The organism is Pseudomonas granadensis, from assembly GCF_900105485.1.
Taxonomy (GTDB): Bacteria; Pseudomonadota; Gammaproteobacteria; order Pseudomonadales; family Pseudomonadaceae; genus Aquipseudomonas; species Aquipseudomonas granadensis.
Genome location: NZ_LT629778.1, coordinates 3,482,684 through 3,497,144, shown reverse-complemented (window position 1 = coordinate 3,497,144; position 14,461 = coordinate 3,482,684). Strand labels below are relative to the sequence as shown.

The 14,461-nt window shown below is 61.0% G+C and carries 13 protein-coding genes; 7 read left to right on the top strand and 6 right to left on the bottom strand.

Translation table 11 applies throughout. The features are described 5' to 3' along the window. Positions 1-16: 16 nt before the first annotated feature. Together BLU52_RS15385 and BLU52_RS15380 are read right to left on the bottom strand one after the other, a co-directional pair. Positions 17-838, bottom strand: coding sequence for an aldo/keto reductase (locus tag BLU52_RS15385; RefSeq protein ID WP_090284548.1), 822 nt, complete (start codon positions 836-838; stop codon positions 17-19). Positions 839-1,120: 282 nt separating this feature from the next. Continuing rightward, a complete protein-coding gene (locus BLU52_RS15380) occupies positions 1,121-2,269 on the bottom strand; it encodes an aldose epimerase family protein (protein ID WP_090284546.1) in 1,149 nt (382 codons plus the stop codon). A 245-nt stretch (positions 2,270-2,514) separates the two neighbouring features. On the opposite strand from BLU52_RS15380, the gene BLU52_RS15375 reads away from it, so the two are divergent. The 4 genes from BLU52_RS15375 (at position 2,515) to BLU52_RS15360 (ending at position 6,381) form a co-directional block, all read left to right on the top strand. After that, complete coding sequence (locus tag BLU52_RS15375; protein ID WP_090284544.1) at positions 2,515-3,264, top strand: hypothetical protein; 750 nt, start codon at positions 2,515-2,517, stop codon at positions 3,262-3,264. Positions 3,265-3,458: 194 nt separating this feature from the next. Then, the gene (locus BLU52_RS15370; protein WP_090284542.1) at positions 3,459-4,673 is read left to right on the top strand and encodes an MFS transporter; all 1,215 of its coding nucleotides are present in this window, start codon (positions 3,459-3,461) and stop codon (positions 4,671-4,673) included. Positions 4,674-4,902: 229 nt separating this feature from the next. After that, complete coding sequence (locus tag BLU52_RS15365) at positions 4,903-5,688, top strand: sulfite exporter TauE/SafE family protein (RefSeq protein ID WP_090284540.1); 786 nt, start codon at positions 4,903-4,905, stop codon at positions 5,686-5,688. Between the two features lie 126 nt (positions 5,689-5,814). After that, positions 5,815-6,381, top strand: a complete 567-nt coding sequence (locus BLU52_RS15360; protein WP_090284538.1) for a DUF4174 domain-containing protein — start codon at positions 5,815-5,817, stop codon at positions 6,379-6,381. A 132-nt stretch (positions 6,382-6,513) separates the two neighbouring features. Here BLU52_RS15360 and ampC read toward each other — a convergent pair whose 3' ends face one another. After that, the gene (gene ampC / locus BLU52_RS15355; protein ID WP_090284536.1) at positions 6,514-7,680 is read right to left on the bottom strand and encodes a class C beta-lactamase; all 1,167 of its coding nucleotides are present in this window, start codon (positions 7,678-7,680) and stop codon (positions 6,514-6,516) included. Positions 7,681-7,840: 160 nt separating this feature from the next. Between ampC and BLU52_RS15350 the strand changes: the two genes are divergently transcribed. Further along, positions 7,841-8,713, top strand: a complete 873-nt coding sequence (locus BLU52_RS15350; RefSeq protein WP_090284534.1) for a LysR family transcriptional regulator — start codon at positions 7,841-7,843, stop codon at positions 8,711-8,713. A gap of 128 nt (positions 8,714-8,841) precedes the next feature. On the opposite strand, the gene gudD is transcribed toward BLU52_RS15350, so the two are convergent. Further along, positions 8,842-10,185, bottom strand: a complete 1,344-nt coding sequence (gene gudD, locus BLU52_RS15345) for a glucarate dehydratase (RefSeq protein WP_090284532.1) — start codon at positions 10,183-10,185, stop codon at positions 8,842-8,844. 24 nt (positions 10,186-10,209) lie between these two features. Next, on the bottom strand, positions 10,210-11,556 hold the full coding sequence (locus tag BLU52_RS15340) for an MFS transporter (RefSeq protein ID WP_090284530.1): 1,347 nt from the start codon (positions 11,554-11,556) through the stop codon (positions 10,210-10,212). A 355-nt stretch (positions 11,557-11,911) separates the two neighbouring features. Between BLU52_RS15340 and BLU52_RS15335 the strand changes: the two genes are divergently transcribed. Further along, on the top strand, positions 11,912-12,625 hold the full coding sequence (locus BLU52_RS15335) for a FadR/GntR family transcriptional regulator (RefSeq protein WP_090284527.1): 714 nt from the start codon (positions 11,912-11,914) through the stop codon (positions 12,623-12,625). 94 nt (positions 12,626-12,719) lie between these two features. Further along, a complete protein-coding gene (locus BLU52_RS15330; RefSeq protein WP_090284525.1) occupies positions 12,720-12,950 on the top strand; it encodes a hypothetical protein in 231 nt (76 codons plus the stop codon). Positions 12,951-13,027: 77 nt separating this feature from the next. On the opposite strand, the gene trhP is transcribed toward BLU52_RS15330, so the two are convergent. Beyond that, positions 13,028-14,359: a prephenate-dependent tRNA uridine(34) hydroxylase TrhP gene (gene trhP / locus BLU52_RS15325; RefSeq protein WP_090284524.1), complete on the bottom strand. Its 1,332-nt coding sequence runs from the start codon at positions 14,357-14,359 to the stop codon at positions 13,028-13,030. Between the last annotated feature and the right edge of the window lie 102 nt (positions 14,360-14,461).

Genomic DNA, 14,461 nt, shown 5'->3' with positions numbered 1-14,461 from the left:
GCCAGTCGGCAGCGGCTCAGACCATGGCCAGCCGCTGCTTGCGTTGTGGCGCTTGAAACGCCTGGTCCAGCGCCGCCAGATCCCCGGCCTCCAGTTGCAGCTGCGCGGCCTGGGCATTGAGTTGCACATGCTCCGGGTGCACAGCCTTGGGAATCGCAATCAGGCCATCCTGACGCAGAATCCACGCCAGCGAAACCTGTGCCGGGGTGACCCCGTGACGAGCGGCAATGTCTTTGAGCACCGGCTCGGCGAGCATGGCGCCGCCCTGGCCGATCGGACAATAGGCCATCAGCGGCATGCGCTGGTGCTGGCACCACGGCAACAAATCGAATTCGATCCCGCGTTCTTCGAGGTTGTAGAGCACCTGATTGGTCGCGCATTGCGAACTGGAGAGTTCTTCGAGGTCGTCGACGTCGAAATTCGACACGCCCCAACGGCCGATTTTGCCGTCCTCGCGCAGGCGTTCGAACGCTTCGACGGTTTCTTCCAGCGGATATTGGCCGCGCCAGTGCAACAGGTAGAGGTCAATGTAATCGGTGTCGAGCCGGCGCAGGCTGCGCTCGCAGGCCTGTGGAATGCCTTTGCGGCTGGCGTTGTGCGGGTAAACCTTGCTGACCAGAAATACCTGATCGCGAAGGCCGGTGATGGCCTCGCCAACCACCGTTTCCGCACCGCCCTCGGCGTACATTTCGGCGGTGTCGATCAGGGTCATGCCCAGCTCGATGCCGCTGCGCAACGCCGTCACCTCACGCTTGTGCGCCGAGCGGTCCTCACCCATCCGCCAGGTGCCCTGGCCAATCACCGGCACCTGCGCGCCGGCCAACTCGAGGGTACGCATGCAAACCTCCTTATGTGAGTGTGTCGATTCCTTTAATGGGCAGCAGGATAGTCCAGATCGTTCCCACGCTCTGCGTTCCGGCTCGAGAGGGGACGCAGAGCGTTCCGGGCTGCATTCCCACGCGGGAGCGTGGGAATGATCTGGGGTGGGGGGTTATTGATCGTTCCCACGCTCTGCGTGGGAATGCCTCAAGGGACGCTCTGCGTTCCAGTTTGTGAGGGGACGCAGAGCGTTCCGGGCTGCGTTCCCACGCGGGAGCGTGGGAACGATCTGGGGCGGGGGTTATTTTGCGGAGAACTTCAGCACGACGCTCTGGGTATACGTCTGGCCCGGGTCGAGGCGGGTGCTTGGGAAGTTCGGTTGATTCGGCGAATCCGGATAGTGCTGGGTCTCGAGGGTGAACGCGCCCCAGTGCGGATACACCTTGCCGCCCTTGCCCTTGACTGTACCGTCGAGGAAGTTGCTGGTGTAGAACTGCACGCCCGGCTCTGTAGTGAACAGCTGCAGATGCCGGCCAGATTGCGGATCGCTGACTTCGGTGGCGACTTTGCTGATATCGCCCCTGGTGTCGAGTGCCCAGTTGAAGTCGAAGCCACCCTGTTTCGGCTCGGCGAATTTCAGTTGCGGATGGTCAGCCTTCATGTGCGTACCGATCGCTGTCGGCTTGGTGAAGTCCATCGGCGTTCCCGCAACGGGCGCCAGTTCACCGGTCGGAATCAGCTTGGCGGTGACTGGGGTGTAATGGCTGGCGTTGATCGTAGCGACCTGTTTGAGAATGTCGCCATTGCCGGCGCCGGCGAGGTTGAAGTAGCTGTGGTTGGTCAGGTTCAACACCGTCGGTTTATCGGTGCTCGCCTTGTAATCGATGCGCAGCTCGTTGGCATCGGTCAGGCGGTAGGTCACCTCGGTGGTGAGGTTGCCGGGGAAACCCATCTCGCCATCCACCGATAGATAGGTGAGGGTCACGCCGACCGAATCCTTGTCCTTGGTTTCCTTGGCCTTCCAGACTTTTTTGTCGAAGCCCTGGGTGCCGCCGTGCAGCGCATTGGTCTTGTCGTTCTGCGGTACTTGATAGCGCTTGCCGTCCAGTTCGAAGGCGCCGTCGGCCAGGCGATTGCCGAAGCGGCCGATGGTTGCGCCGAAATACGCGGTGCCTTTCTGGTAGCCCTGGACATCGTCAAACCCGAGCACCACGTCGTCGAACTTGCCGTGCTTGTCGGCGACTTTCAGCGATTGCAGGGTAGCGCCGTACGTGATGACGGTGGCCTGCATGCCGTGGCTGTTGCGCAGGATGTATTGCTCGACGGGGGTGCCGTCATTGGTCTTGCCGAAGGCTTTGTGTTCGGCGGTCAGGCCCGCCGCGTTGGCGCAAAGGGTAGTGATCATCAGGGACAGTCCGAGGCCGGAAAGCAGGTGACGGGATTGAAGCATGGTTGACCTTCCTTTTTGTTGTTGTTTTTGAAATCTGCAATTAGTCATGCTATTGGAAAATTAACAGAGGATTTATAGCCGACATAAGCGCAAATGCAAATATAAAGTCCGACTAATTGATTGTATGTGATTTGCCGAAGGTCGGTTCACAGACCGGGCACTGCACTTTTTCGCAATCGGCGGCTCTATCCATGGCCAGGATGCGATGACTCCCGTCGCACCGGAATGTGCCAGTTCGAGAATTCATGCCGAGCGCTTTTGCCCTGATCGTCCCTCTGTTCCGTCGCCCGTGCCTGCTGTTGGCTTGCCTGTCGTCGCTGTTTGTCAGCGGTTGCAGCCACCAGAACGGCAACGGCTTCATCACCCAGATGCGTGAGGGCCAGCCGCAGGAATTTCTGCAGACCAGCGTCGACCGCATGGCCACGCTGGCGATGCGCGACAACCTCAACAGCCTCTATCGCCTGATGGGCAAGCTGTACCTGCGCAATCCCGAAGAACTGCGCAAATCGGGTTTCCTCAACATCAACACCGCGGTCAGACAAGTGCGCCTGGCCGTCGAGCAGCAACAGCCGCTGCCGGTGCTCGGCGGGCGCAAGGACCTCGCCGCGCTGAGCTACGCGATGAGCCCGGAATTTCTCGGCGACCGCGTCGGCGCGTTCATCTATGCGATCGGCAGCATGCTCGTCACCGCGCACGGCAATCGCACCGAGTTCTACATGACTGACGCGATCAACCCGACGTTCGTTCACAACGCTGCACGCAATATCGAAAAAGCCACGTGGATTTTGTCCCAGCGGCAGAACAAGGAAGGCCAGCCGCTGCTGTTCTCCAATGAGATCTCGGAGGAGGGCAGCAACCTGAGTTTTGCCACCGAGTTCAGCAAGATTGTGGCGCGGCTGGATCTACTCACGCAGATGCTCGATGAGCGCTATCGAAGGATCGGCCTGAATTACGCGCAGAGTTTGCTGTTCTTGAATTTCTTGCCGGTGCAGTGAACGTCCAGAGCTTTCTGGCTTGCGCAGATCCAATGTAGGCCTTCGCCTGCTCGCGATATCGGTGGATCAGTCAACGCATCAGCGTCAGAAAGTTCGCTATCGCGAGCAGGCTCACTCCTACATGATTGCGTCGCCATGACGGGATTTGTATACAATCGCTCGCCTCGATTGATCCAAAAGGAGCTGCACCCGTCATGAGCGACCCCGCAAGCGCCGATTTCAGCCGCGTCGACCCCAGCGTCCGCGCCGACAAACTGCCCATCGCCGCGTTGCTGGCGTTCGCCATGACCGGTTTCATCGCCATCCTCACTGAAACCCTGCCGGCGGGGCTGCTGCCGCAAATCGGCGCCGGCCTCAACGTCAGCGAAGTGCTCGCCGGGCAACTCGTCACGCTGTACGCGCTGGGCTCGATCGTTGCGGCGATTCCGCTCACCGTGGCCACGCGCGGCTGGCCACGGCGGCGGGTGTTACTGATGACGGTCGGCGGCTTTCTGCTGTTCAACACGGTGACCACGTTTTCCACTCATTACGGCCTGACGCTGGCATCACGTTTCCTCGCCGGGATGGCGGCGGGGCTGTCATGGGGAATCATGGCCGGTTACGCGCGCGGCATCGTGCCCGTGCATCAGCAGGGGCGGGCGCTGGCGATTGCCATGCTCGGCACTCCGGTGGCGCTGTCGCTGGGTACGCCGGCCGGGACCTGGCTGGGCAATCTGATCGGCTGGCGCGCCTCGTTCGGGATCATGTCGGCGCTGGCGCTGGTGTTGGCAGCGTGGATCGTCATCGCCGTGCCGGATCGTCCGGGCCAGGCCCGCGACGAGCGCCTGCCCTTGCTCGAATCGTTGCGCCTGCCCGGTGTGCGCCCGGTGCTGTTCGTGGTGCTGACGTGGATGCTCGGGCACAACATTCTGTACACGTACATCGCGCCGTTTCTGAGCCAGGCCGGTCTAGCCGATCGGGTCGATCTGGTACTGCTGGTGTTCGGCCTGTGCTCGCTGGTGGGCATCTGGATCATCGGCCTGCTGGTCGATCGCTGGTTGCGCAAGCTGACCCTGATCAGCCTCGCGCTGTTCGCCGTGACCGCACTGGTGCTGGCGCTGGCCGCACCGTCAGCGCTGGTTGTGTATGCCTGCATGGCGGTGTGGGGTCTGTCGTTCGGCGGTTCGGCGACGTTGCTGCTGACCTCGGCAGCGGACTCGGCAGGCGATCACGTCGACGTGGTGCAGGCGATGCTCACTACCTCATGGAACGTCGCGATTGCCGGCGGCGGCCTGTTTGGCGGCGTGTTGCTGGACCGGGCCGGGGCCATGTCGTTTCCGTGGGCGCTGCTGATCCTGTCGCTCATCGCGTTGGCTACGGTGTGGTGCAATAGAACCCACAGCTTCAAGGCGGGGCGGCGGCTGCATTGATTCTCGAAGCCACCGCAATCCTCTGTAGGCCTTCGCCTGCTCGCGATAGCGGTGTGTCAGTCAACACTGATTTCAACTGACACACCGCTATCGCGAGCAGGCGAAGGCCTACAAAGCGTGATGGTGAGTTCGATATGGCATAACGATAGACCGCATCGATATATGTGGTTATAAGAAAAATCGCTATGCTGCGGGCCAGATTTTTCCTGTCGTTTTTCTGGACGGTTTAATGGAATTGGCAAATTTCGGCCTGGTGATTGCCGGGCTGGTGGTGGGTTTTATTGTCGGCATGACCGGTGTCGGCGGCGGTTCGTTGATGACGCCGATCCTGCTGTGGTTCGGCATCAACCCGGCAACCGCAGTGGGCACCGACCTGCTGTACGCCGCCATTACCAAATCCAGCGGCGTCCTCGTCCATAAAAAGAACCAGAACATCGACTGGGCCATCACTGGCTGGCTGACCCTCGGCAGCGTGCCGGCAGTGGCCATGACCCTGTGGTTTCTCAGCACCCTGCACACCGCGCCCGAGGCGATGAACGCCATCATTAAGCAGGCGCTGGGCTTCGTGTTGTTCGCCACTGCGTTGGCGATCTTCTTCAAAAAGCGCCTGCTCGAATTTGCTCACAAACGCGCTGGCGGCAACTACAACCCCAGCGGCTCGCGCCTCAATGTGATGACGGTGATCACCGGTCTGATCCTCGGCACCATGGTCGCGCTGACCTCGATCGGCGCCGGCGCCCTCGGCACGGTCGCCTTGTTCATCCTCTACCCGTTGCTGCCAACCCGCCGCCTGGTCGGTACCGAAATCGCCCACGCCGTCCCCCTGACCCTCGTCGCCGGCCTCGGCCACGCGAGCATGGGCAACATGGACTGGGGCGTCCTCGGCTTTCTGCTGGTCGGCTCGCTGCCCGGGATCTGGCTCGGCAGTCACCTGACCGGACGCATCTCCGACGAAGTCCTGCGCCCATGTCTGGCGGCGATGCTGGTGTTGATCGGGTACAAGTTGGCGTTTTGATCCACGGTTGCGCAATGTCGTGCCTGTCCTAAGCTTCGGTAAAGGCGAAACATATTTGCCCGACTGAACCGGAACAATCGCCGCGATGCGCAATCAGTAGAGCGTGGATATCAAAAGGAGATGCGCATGCTCATCAGGTCACTGACCCTGACATTCTTGCTGGCGATGGCCGGTCCCTTGTTCGCCGCCGACAGCGATTCGCCGCTCGCCGGCGATGTTGGCCGCGCCCGACCGCTGATCGTCATCGCACAAAGCACCGTCGACCCGGTGTGGGTCAGCCTGAAAAAGTCGCTGGACGACCCGGCCAACAAAAAGGGCGTCACCGACCGCAACATCAAGGTCTACACCATCCTCAACATGTCTGGCCAACTCGACGGCAAGGACCTGGGCCAGCAGGACACCATGGCACTGCTGCGCTCACTCAAGCTGGGTGCCGGGGCATATCCGAAAGTGTTTCTGGTGGGCAAGGACGGCGAGACCAAACTCTCTGCCTCCGGTGACGAAGCCAAGGCTTTGAGCCTGGCGAAGATTTTCGAAACCATCGACGCCATGCCCATGGCCGAAAAGGAAGCCGCCGCCGCTGCTCAGGCCGCCCCGGCCGCTGCCGAACCGGAGCCTGCCAAAGGCGCGAAAGGCACCAAGCCGAGCAAGCCTGCGAAACCGAGCAAGCCGCCGCAAATGCCGGACGACTAATTACGCACTTAACTGAATAAACCCTATCCCCTGTGGGAGCGAGCCTGCTCGCGATTGCGGTCTATCAGTCACCTCATCAGTGGCTGACATGTCGCAATTCGCGAGCAGGCTCGCTCCCACTTTTTTTCCTGCTTAGTCAGCCACAGCACTCAAAATCCTGTGCGCAATCTTCACCCGCTCCGCAATCGGAAAGTTCTTGTTGGCCATGATCGCAATACCGACGTCTTCGCTCGGTACAAACGCCACGTACGCGCCGAAGCCTGCGGTAGAGCCGGTCTTGTTGATCAACACGTTTTCCGGTTGTGGCTGCGGTGGATTCAGCCATTGCACCTTATGCGCCTGCATGGCCATTTCCGTGGAGTTGCCGGCGAGCAGGCGTTCGAGGCTGATCGGGTAGGGGTACATTTCCCAGCCCAGGCCCTGGGTCATATCACCGACGCGGTAGTAACCGGTGTGGGTGTTGGCGATGGATTGGGGCAAGGGGGCCGCCAGGGTTTCAGGTTTGAGGTTGGCCTGCACGTAACGCAGCAGGTCCACGGCACTGGTTTTCACACCATAGGCTTGCATGTCGAGGGCGCCGGGGCGGACGCGCACGGGTTTGTCGTCCTTGTCATAGCCTTGCGCGTACAGGCTCATTTGTTCAGTGGGGACGCTGAGATATGTGTGCTGCAAACCAAGTTTCGGCAGCAGGGTTTGCGTTATCGCTTGGTCGAACGGTTGGCCGAGACTTTTTGCCGCCAGGTAGCCGAACAGGCCCAGGCTCGGATTGGAATACTGGCGATGACTGCCGGCCGGCCAGGTCGGTTTCCACTGCTGAAAATAGCCGAGCATGGTCTCAGGCGAATCCGCGTTGGCCGGGAATTGCAGCGGCAAGCCGCCGGCGCTGTAAGTGCCCAGTTGCAGCACGCTGATGTTGTCAAAGGCGCTGCCCTTCAGTTCAGGCCAGAGTGTGCTGGCCTTGGTCGACAGGTCCAGTTTGCCGGTGGCTTGCGCGAAACCTGCGAGGGTGGCGGTGAAGGTTTTGCTTATCGAGCCGATTTCGAACAGGGTGTTCTCGCTGACCTTTTGCCCGGTGTCCTTGGCGGCGACGCCGTAGTTAAAGTAATGCACCTTGCCTTTGACGGTCAGCGCTACGATCAGGCCCGGGATGTTCTGCTGCTGCATGACCGGCGTTACTGTAGCGTTGACCAGTGCTTGCAACTGCGCGTCGTCAGGCGCGGCGGCGAGGCAGGCTGTGGCGCCAAAGAACAGGCTGAACGCTGCGCAGGAAAGGACCTTGCTTGAAGTGATGGATGACATGAATGAACCACTCTCCATGAGTGTTGATGTTGTTATCCCGCTACACTGCGGGCGATTTTCTCGTGAGGTCGCTGATCAGCGCCGCCAATCTAGTCAGCTCGGCGGCCAACGACAAACGATGAAAACTCGCAGGAGCCATTAGAAAAATTTGGGGTAGGGCATGATTCGACCGCAACTGCCGCTGAACGCGCTGCGCGCCTTTGAAGCCTCGGCGCGTCATTTGAGCTTCACTCGCGCCGCCGTCGAACTGTGCGTGACGCAAGCGGCGGTCAGCCATCAGGTCAAAAGCCTTGAGGCGCAGCTTGGCGTCAGCCTGTTCAAACGCCTGCCCCGCGGGCTGATGCTGACCAGCGAAGGTGAAACCCTGCTGCCGGTGCTGAACACCTCCTTCGATCACATCGCACAGATCCTCGAACGCCTCGCCGGCGGGCAGTATCGCGAAACGTTGACCGTCGGCGCAGTCGGCACGTTCGCCGTGGGTTGGCTGTTGCCGAGGCTGGTGGACTTTCGGGCGAAACATCCGCTCATGGATTTACGGCTGTCGACCCACAACAATCGCGTGGACGTGGCGGCGGAGGGGCTGGATTACGCGATTCGCTTCGGTGCGGGGGCGTGGCATGGCATCGAGGCGACGCGTTTGCTCGATGCGCCGCTGTCGGTACTGTGCGTGCCGGACATCGCTCGACAGCTGCATGCGCCAGCGGATCTTTTGCAGCAGACCTTGCTGCGCTCCTATCGCACCGATGAGTGGCCGCAATGGTTTCAAGCTGCCGGTTTGGCAACTCTTGCAGCGCCGCCTCAGAGCATTATGTTCGATTCGTCATTGGCGATGATGGAAGCTGCCATTCAGGGTGGTGGCGTGGCGTTGGCGCCGCCACTGATGTTCGCTCGGCAACTGGCGGCAGAGGTGATTTGCCAGCCGTTTGCGATCGAGATCACCACCGGCAGCTATTGGCTGACGCGATTGCAGTCGCGGCCCGAATCGGCGGCGATGATGGCGTTCAAAAACTGGTTGCTGCACATCTCTGGATAATGCAAAACCCCTGTAGGCCTTCGCCTGCTCGCGATAGCGGTGTGTCAGTCAACAACGATTCCAACTGACACACCGCTATCGCGAGCAGGCGAAGGCCTACAGGGATGGTGGTGGACTGAAGATCGGGCTCAACGCACCAGACACGGCCGCTTGTTATCGAATTTCCACCCCGGAATCAGGAACTGCATCGCCACGCTGTCATCCCGCGCGCCGAGGCCCATGCCTTTGTAGAGTTCGTGGGCCTTGGCCACTTGATCCATGTCCAGTTCAACGCCCAGCCCCGGTTTCTGCGGCACTTGCACGCAGCCGTCGACGATTTGCAGGGGCGCCTTGGTCAGACGCTGGCCGTCCTGCCAGATCCAGTGGGTATCGATGGCGGTGATGTCGCCCGGCGCGGCAGCGGCGACGTGGGTGAACATCGCCAGCGAGATGTCGAAGTGGTTGTTGGAATGCGAGCCCCAGGTCAGGCCCCATTCGTGGCACATCTGCGCGACGCGCACCGAACCCTGCATGGTCCAGAAATGCGGGTCGGCCAGCGGAATGTCCACGGACTGCAACTGGATCGCGTGGCCCATTTCGCGCCAGTCGGTGGCGATCATGTTGGTCGCGGTTTTCAGGCCAGTGGCACGACGGAATTCAGCCATCACTTCGCGGCCGGAATAACCGTTCTCCGCACCGCACGGGTCTTCGGCGTAGGCGAGTACGTGATGCTGATCGCGGCACAGACGAATTGCTTCTTTCAGCGACCAGGCACCGTTCGGATCGAGGGTTATGCGCGCCTCGGGGAAACGCTCGGCGAGGGCGGTGACCGCTTCGATTTCGGCATCGCCGCTGAGCACGCCGCCCTTGAGTTTGAAGTCCTTGAAGCCGTACCTGGCGTGGGCCGCTTCGGCGAGACGCACCACGGCTTCAGCGGTCATGGCTTTTTCGTGGCGGACGCGGAACCAGTCGTTGTCGGCCTCCGGTTCGCTGCGATAGGCGAGGTCGGTTTCACGCTGATCGCCGACGTAGAACAGATAGCCAAGCATCTTCACTTCGTCACGCTGCTGGCCTTCGCCGAGCAGTGCCGCCACCGGCACGTCCAGATGCTGACCGAGCAGGTCGAGCAGGGCGGCTTCGAGGCCGGTCACAGCGTGGATGGTGATGCGCAAATCGAAGGTCTGCAGGCCACGGCCGCCGGCATCGCGATCAGCGAAGGTCTGGCGCACCTGGTTGAGGATCTTCTGGTAGGTGCCGATCGGGCTGCCGACCACCAGATTGCGCGCGTCTTCCAGGGTCTGGCGAATGCGCTCGCCACCGGGCACTTCACCGACGCCGGTGTGGCCGGCGTTGTCCTTGAGAATGACGATGTTGCGGGTGAAAAAAGGCCCGTGGGCGCCGCTCAGGTTCAGCAGCATGCCGTCGTGACCGGCCACCGGGATGACCTGCATGTCGGTGATGATCGGGGCTTTGGCGGTGTCGTGTACGCTCATTGTTGTTTTCCTTGGCAGACGAATTCAGGCGTGTTTCGGCGCGGCATCGGCCACGGCGGTTTCAGCAGCAGGTTTCGGTGTGGTGCGTGCGGCGAAGACGATGATCGCGGCGATGATCGAGGTCGCGGCCAGACCATAGAGGCCGCCCTGAATCGAACCGGTGTGTTCTTCGAGCAAGCCGAAGGTGGTCGGCGCCACGAAGCCGCCCAGGTTGCCCACCGAGTTGATCAGCGCGATCACCGCTGCGGCGATGCGGGCATCCAGATAAGCCTGCGGAATCGGCCAGAACAGCGACGATGCCGACTTGAACCCCAGCGCCGCGAAGCAGATCGCCACGAAAGCGAAAATCGGCCCGCCGGTGGTGGACATGAACATCCCTGCCGCGGCGATCAACAGCGCCGTGGCGACCCACGCCTGCTGGTGTTTCCACTTCGCCGAGAGCGTGGCGAACGCATACATGCCGACAATCGACAGCAGCCACGGAATCGAGTTGAACAGGCCGACCTGCACATCGCTCAGCTCACCCATTTTCTTGATGATGCTCGGCAGCCAGAACGTTGCCGCGTAGATGGTCAACTGAATGAAGAAGTAGATCAGGCAGAACAGAATGATCTGCCGGTCCTTGAGCAATTTGCCCAGCGACGGGCGAACCGGTGTCGCCGCTTCGCGGGCCTTTTGCTCGTCGTCAATGGCCGTGACCAGGGCGTCCTGTTCGGCGCGGGTCAGCCATTTTGCATCGTGGGGTTTGGCGTCGAGCCAGAACCAGACGAACACGCACAGGCACACCGAGAACATCCCTTCGATGAAGTACATCCACTGCCAGCCGTGCATGCCCAGACCGTTGATTTGCAGGAGCAGGCCGGACAGCGGCCCGGAGATCAACGAAGCCACGGCCGAGCCACTGAGGAAAATCGCAATCGCCTTGCCGCGCTCGGCACCGGGCAGCCAGCGCGTGAAGTAATAGATCACCCCGGGGAAGAAACCGGCCTCAGCCACACCGAGGAGAAACCGCAGGATATAGAAGTGGGTTTCGTTCTGGATGAACGCCATGCCGGCGGCGACCAGGCCCCAGGTGAACATGATGCGGGTCAGCCAGATACGCGCGCCGACTTTCTGCAAGAGCATGTTGGAAGGGACTTCGAACAGCGCGTAACCGATGAAGAACAGCCCGGCGCCGAAGCCGTAGGCAGCGGCGCCAATGCCCAGGTCGGTTTCCATGTGGGTGCGGACGAAACCGATGTTCACCCGGTCAATGTAATTGACGATGAACATGATCACGAAGAGCGGCAGGACGTGGCGTTTGACTTTCGAGATGGCCGAGGCGAGCGTCGGATCGACACCCTCGCTCATCCCCGAGACGGAGGTTTTCACTTGGTTTTCTCCCACTGATTATTTTTATGCGGGTAGGTCTGGGTGCTGCGTTGTTGCTAGACATCATACAACTGGATTTTTTTTTCCTACAAGTGGGGTGGGTGATTAATTTCGTCTTGAGAAGCTGGTTTTTATGCTTTTTGCTTCGTCTGCCCCGTATTTGTTGGCTTTAGCTTGGCGGGCGCATCGTTGTTTGCCTTTTCAAAGTGCGGCTGGGTGACGAAAAAGTTTGATGAGTGTTTCGGATGGCTTTTAGTGTTGTCATACAAGCTGGCTGCAGTAGAGGGCCAAAATCAGTCCCGCCAACGCCGCGCACGGTGCTACGATCGGCAAGCCCCGATCACCGGACTCGACCATGCGAGAAGACTTCGACGCCCCCGCCCGCAAACGTGCGCACAACCTGGCGCATGACCTGGTGGAAAAGCTCACTCAGAGCATCCTGCTTGGCCAGATGACGCCAGGTGACAAGCTGCCGTCGGAGAATTCCATCGTTCAGGAGCACGGCGTTAGCCGCACGGTGGTGCGCGAGGCGATTTCCAAATTGCAGGCGTCGGGGCTGGTGGAAACCCGCCACGGCATCGGCACGTTTGTCATCGAGCGCGCGCCAGAGCAGGGCTTGCGCCTGAATGTCGACACCGCGTTGGGGGTGCGCAGCATGCTCGAACTGCGCCTCGGTCTGGAAACCCAGGCGGCGGCATTGGCGGCGCAACGGCGCAGCGAGCAGCAACTGCTGCAGATGCGTCAAGCGCTGGATGACTATCAGCGGCTGCTGGACAACAACGACAGTTGCGTCGAGGCGGATCGGCGCTTTCACCTGTTGATCGCTGAGGCCACCGGTAACGTGTGCTTCAGCGAGATCATGCAGCACCTGGGCAGCGCAATGATTCCGCGCACCCGCCTCAACGCGGCCGAGCGGGGCGCGGCAGATCTAAGCAAGCTCGGGCAACTGGCCAACCTGGAGCATGAGGCGATTCTGAATGCGATCAAGCGCCAGGACCCGGAAGCGTCGCGGGCGGCGATGTGGCTGCACCTGACCAACAGCCGTGATCGCTTTTCCGCGCAAGGTTGAATGCCGCTGGTCTGCTGCGTCGCACGGTACCCACTTTTCCCGTCTCCAACCAAGACACCCCGGACGTTCCGGCGCTGTTTTTGTGAGGTGTACCATGGCTGACGATTCGCTGTTTCCGGGCGGCATTGCGCCCACCGACCAGACCCACCGCATTCCCGGCACCGACGAGCCGACCCTGAGCGATCACGACGCGCCGCCGGGCATGGACCCGGGGCGTGATCCCTTGAGCGATGCTGACCGGCCGGAAGACTGGCAAGATCCCGCCGCTGATGAGGACATGCCGCCGGCGGATGAGCCGACGCCGTTGTCAGATGATCGGCGCTGAGTACTGGGCGTTTGTGTTGGATTGGCTGGCCTCTTCGCGAGCGGGCTCCCACAGGGGCGCGAATCTGCTTGCGGATCTCAGGTCGTGTGGATATCGCGCATCAGTAACCCGAAGTGCAAATCCACCGCATCCGGTATCGGCAGATAGACCGTGTGCCCGTCTCCCGGCGCTACGTCGATGGTCTCGCCCTTGAGGTTGTGCAGTTCGTGCAGGTCAAAATGAAAGTTGCCCTGGGGCGTCATCAGTTCCAGATGATCGCTCACGGCAAAGCGGTTCTTCACCTTGACCTCGGCCAGGCGTTCACGCCGTTCACCGGTCAATTCGCCGACGAACTGCTGACGTTCTGACACGGAGCTGCCGTGTTGATAGTTCTGATATTCATCATGCACATGCCGGCGCAGAAAGCCTTCGGTGTAGCCGCGCTGGGCCAATGATTCGAGGTCACTCATCAGGCTGCGATCGAATGGGCGGCCGGCGACTGCATCGTCGATGGCGCGGCGATAGACCTGGGTGGTGCGGGCGCAATAGAAATGCGATTTGGTCCGGCCTTCGATTTTCAGCGAATGCACGCCCATGCGTGTCAGGCGCTCGACGTGCTGCACAGCGCGCAGGTCCTTGGCGTTCATGATGTAGGTGCCGTGCTCGTCTTCGAAGGCCGGCATCAATTCGTCGGGGCGGTTGCCTTCCTGCAACAGGAACACCTGATCGGTGGGCGCGCCGAGGCCCAGCGTCGGCTCGGGCTGGAAGGTCTGCACGATCTCGCCAAGCTGATTTTCCGTGGCCTGCTGCGCCGAGTATTTCCAGCGACAGGCATTGGTGCAAGTGCCCTGATTGGCGTCGCGCTTGTTCAGGTAGCCGGAAAGTAGACAGCGTCCGGAGTAAGCCATGCACAGCGCGCCGTGGACGAACACTTCCAGCTCCATGCCGGGCACTTGTTCGCGGATTTCGCCGATTTCTTCCAGCGACAATTCCCTCGACAAGATGACCCGGCTGACGCCTTGCTGTTGCCAGAACTCGACGCTCGCCCAGTTCACCGTGTTGGCCTGAACCGACAAGTGAATCGGCATCTGCGGAAAATGCCGGCGCACCAGCATGATCAGCCCCGGATCGGACATGATCAGCGCATCCGGCGCCATCTCGATCACCGGCGCCAGATCCTTGAGAAAGGTCTTCAGCTTGGCGTTGTGCGGGGCGATGTTGACCACTACGTAGAAGCGCTTGCCTTGCGCCTGCGCCTCACGGATGCCCACCGCCAGATTGGCATGATCGAATTCGTTGTTGCGCACCCGCAGGCTGTAACGCGGCTGGCCGGCGTACACCGCATCGGCGCCGTAGGCGAAGGCGTAACGCATGTTTTTCAAGGTGCCCGCGGGGGCGAGCAGTTCGGGGGCGCTGAGGGTCGAGTTCATGATGGCGGTCGCAAAAGCGCGGCAGGGTAAGCGAGGCGCAGCGAGGGTTTATTGATCTGGATCTATGCTCAACGAATAAACAGGGCACTCGCGCGCGCCGCG

What these genes read in the sequence shown, in the direction of transcription:
- BLU52_RS15385 (WP_090284548.1), bottom strand. Translation starts at nt 838, where the DNA reads ATGCGTACCCTCGAGTTGGCCGGCGCGCAGGTGCCGGTGATTGGCCAG.
- BLU52_RS15380 (WP_090284546.1), bottom strand. Translation starts at nt 2,269, where the DNA reads ATGCTTCAATCCCGTCACCTGCTTTCCGGCCTCGGACTGTCCCTGATG.
- BLU52_RS15375 (WP_090284544.1), top strand. Translation starts at nt 2,515, where the DNA reads ATGCCGAGCGCTTTTGCCCTGATCGTCCCTCTGTTCCGTCGCCCGTGC.
- BLU52_RS15370 (WP_090284542.1), top strand. Translation starts at nt 3,459, where the DNA reads ATGAGCGACCCCGCAAGCGCCGATTTCAGCCGCGTCGACCCCAGCGTC.
- BLU52_RS15365 (WP_090284540.1), top strand. Translation starts at nt 4,903, where the DNA reads ATGGAATTGGCAAATTTCGGCCTGGTGATTGCCGGGCTGGTGGTGGGT.
- BLU52_RS15360 (WP_090284538.1), top strand. Translation starts at nt 5,815, where the DNA reads ATGCTCATCAGGTCACTGACCCTGACATTCTTGCTGGCGATGGCCGGT.
- ampC (WP_090284536.1), bottom strand. Translation starts at nt 7,680, where the DNA reads ATGTCATCCATCACTTCAAGCAAGGTCCTTTCCTGCGCAGCGTTCAGC.
- BLU52_RS15350 (WP_090284534.1), top strand. Translation starts at nt 7,841, where the DNA reads ATGATTCGACCGCAACTGCCGCTGAACGCGCTGCGCGCCTTTGAAGCC.
- gudD (WP_090284532.1), bottom strand. Translation starts at nt 10,185, where the DNA reads ATGAGCGTACACGACACCGCCAAAGCCCCGATCATCACCGACATGCAG.
- BLU52_RS15335 (WP_090284527.1), top strand. Translation starts at nt 11,912, where the DNA reads ATGCGAGAAGACTTCGACGCCCCCGCCCGCAAACGTGCGCACAACCTG.
- BLU52_RS15330 (WP_090284525.1), top strand. Translation starts at nt 12,720, where the DNA reads ATGGCTGACGATTCGCTGTTTCCGGGCGGCATTGCGCCCACCGACCAG.
- trhP (WP_090284524.1), bottom strand. Translation starts at nt 14,359, where the DNA reads ATGAACTCGACCCTCAGCGCCCCCGAACTGCTCGCCCCCGCGGGCACC.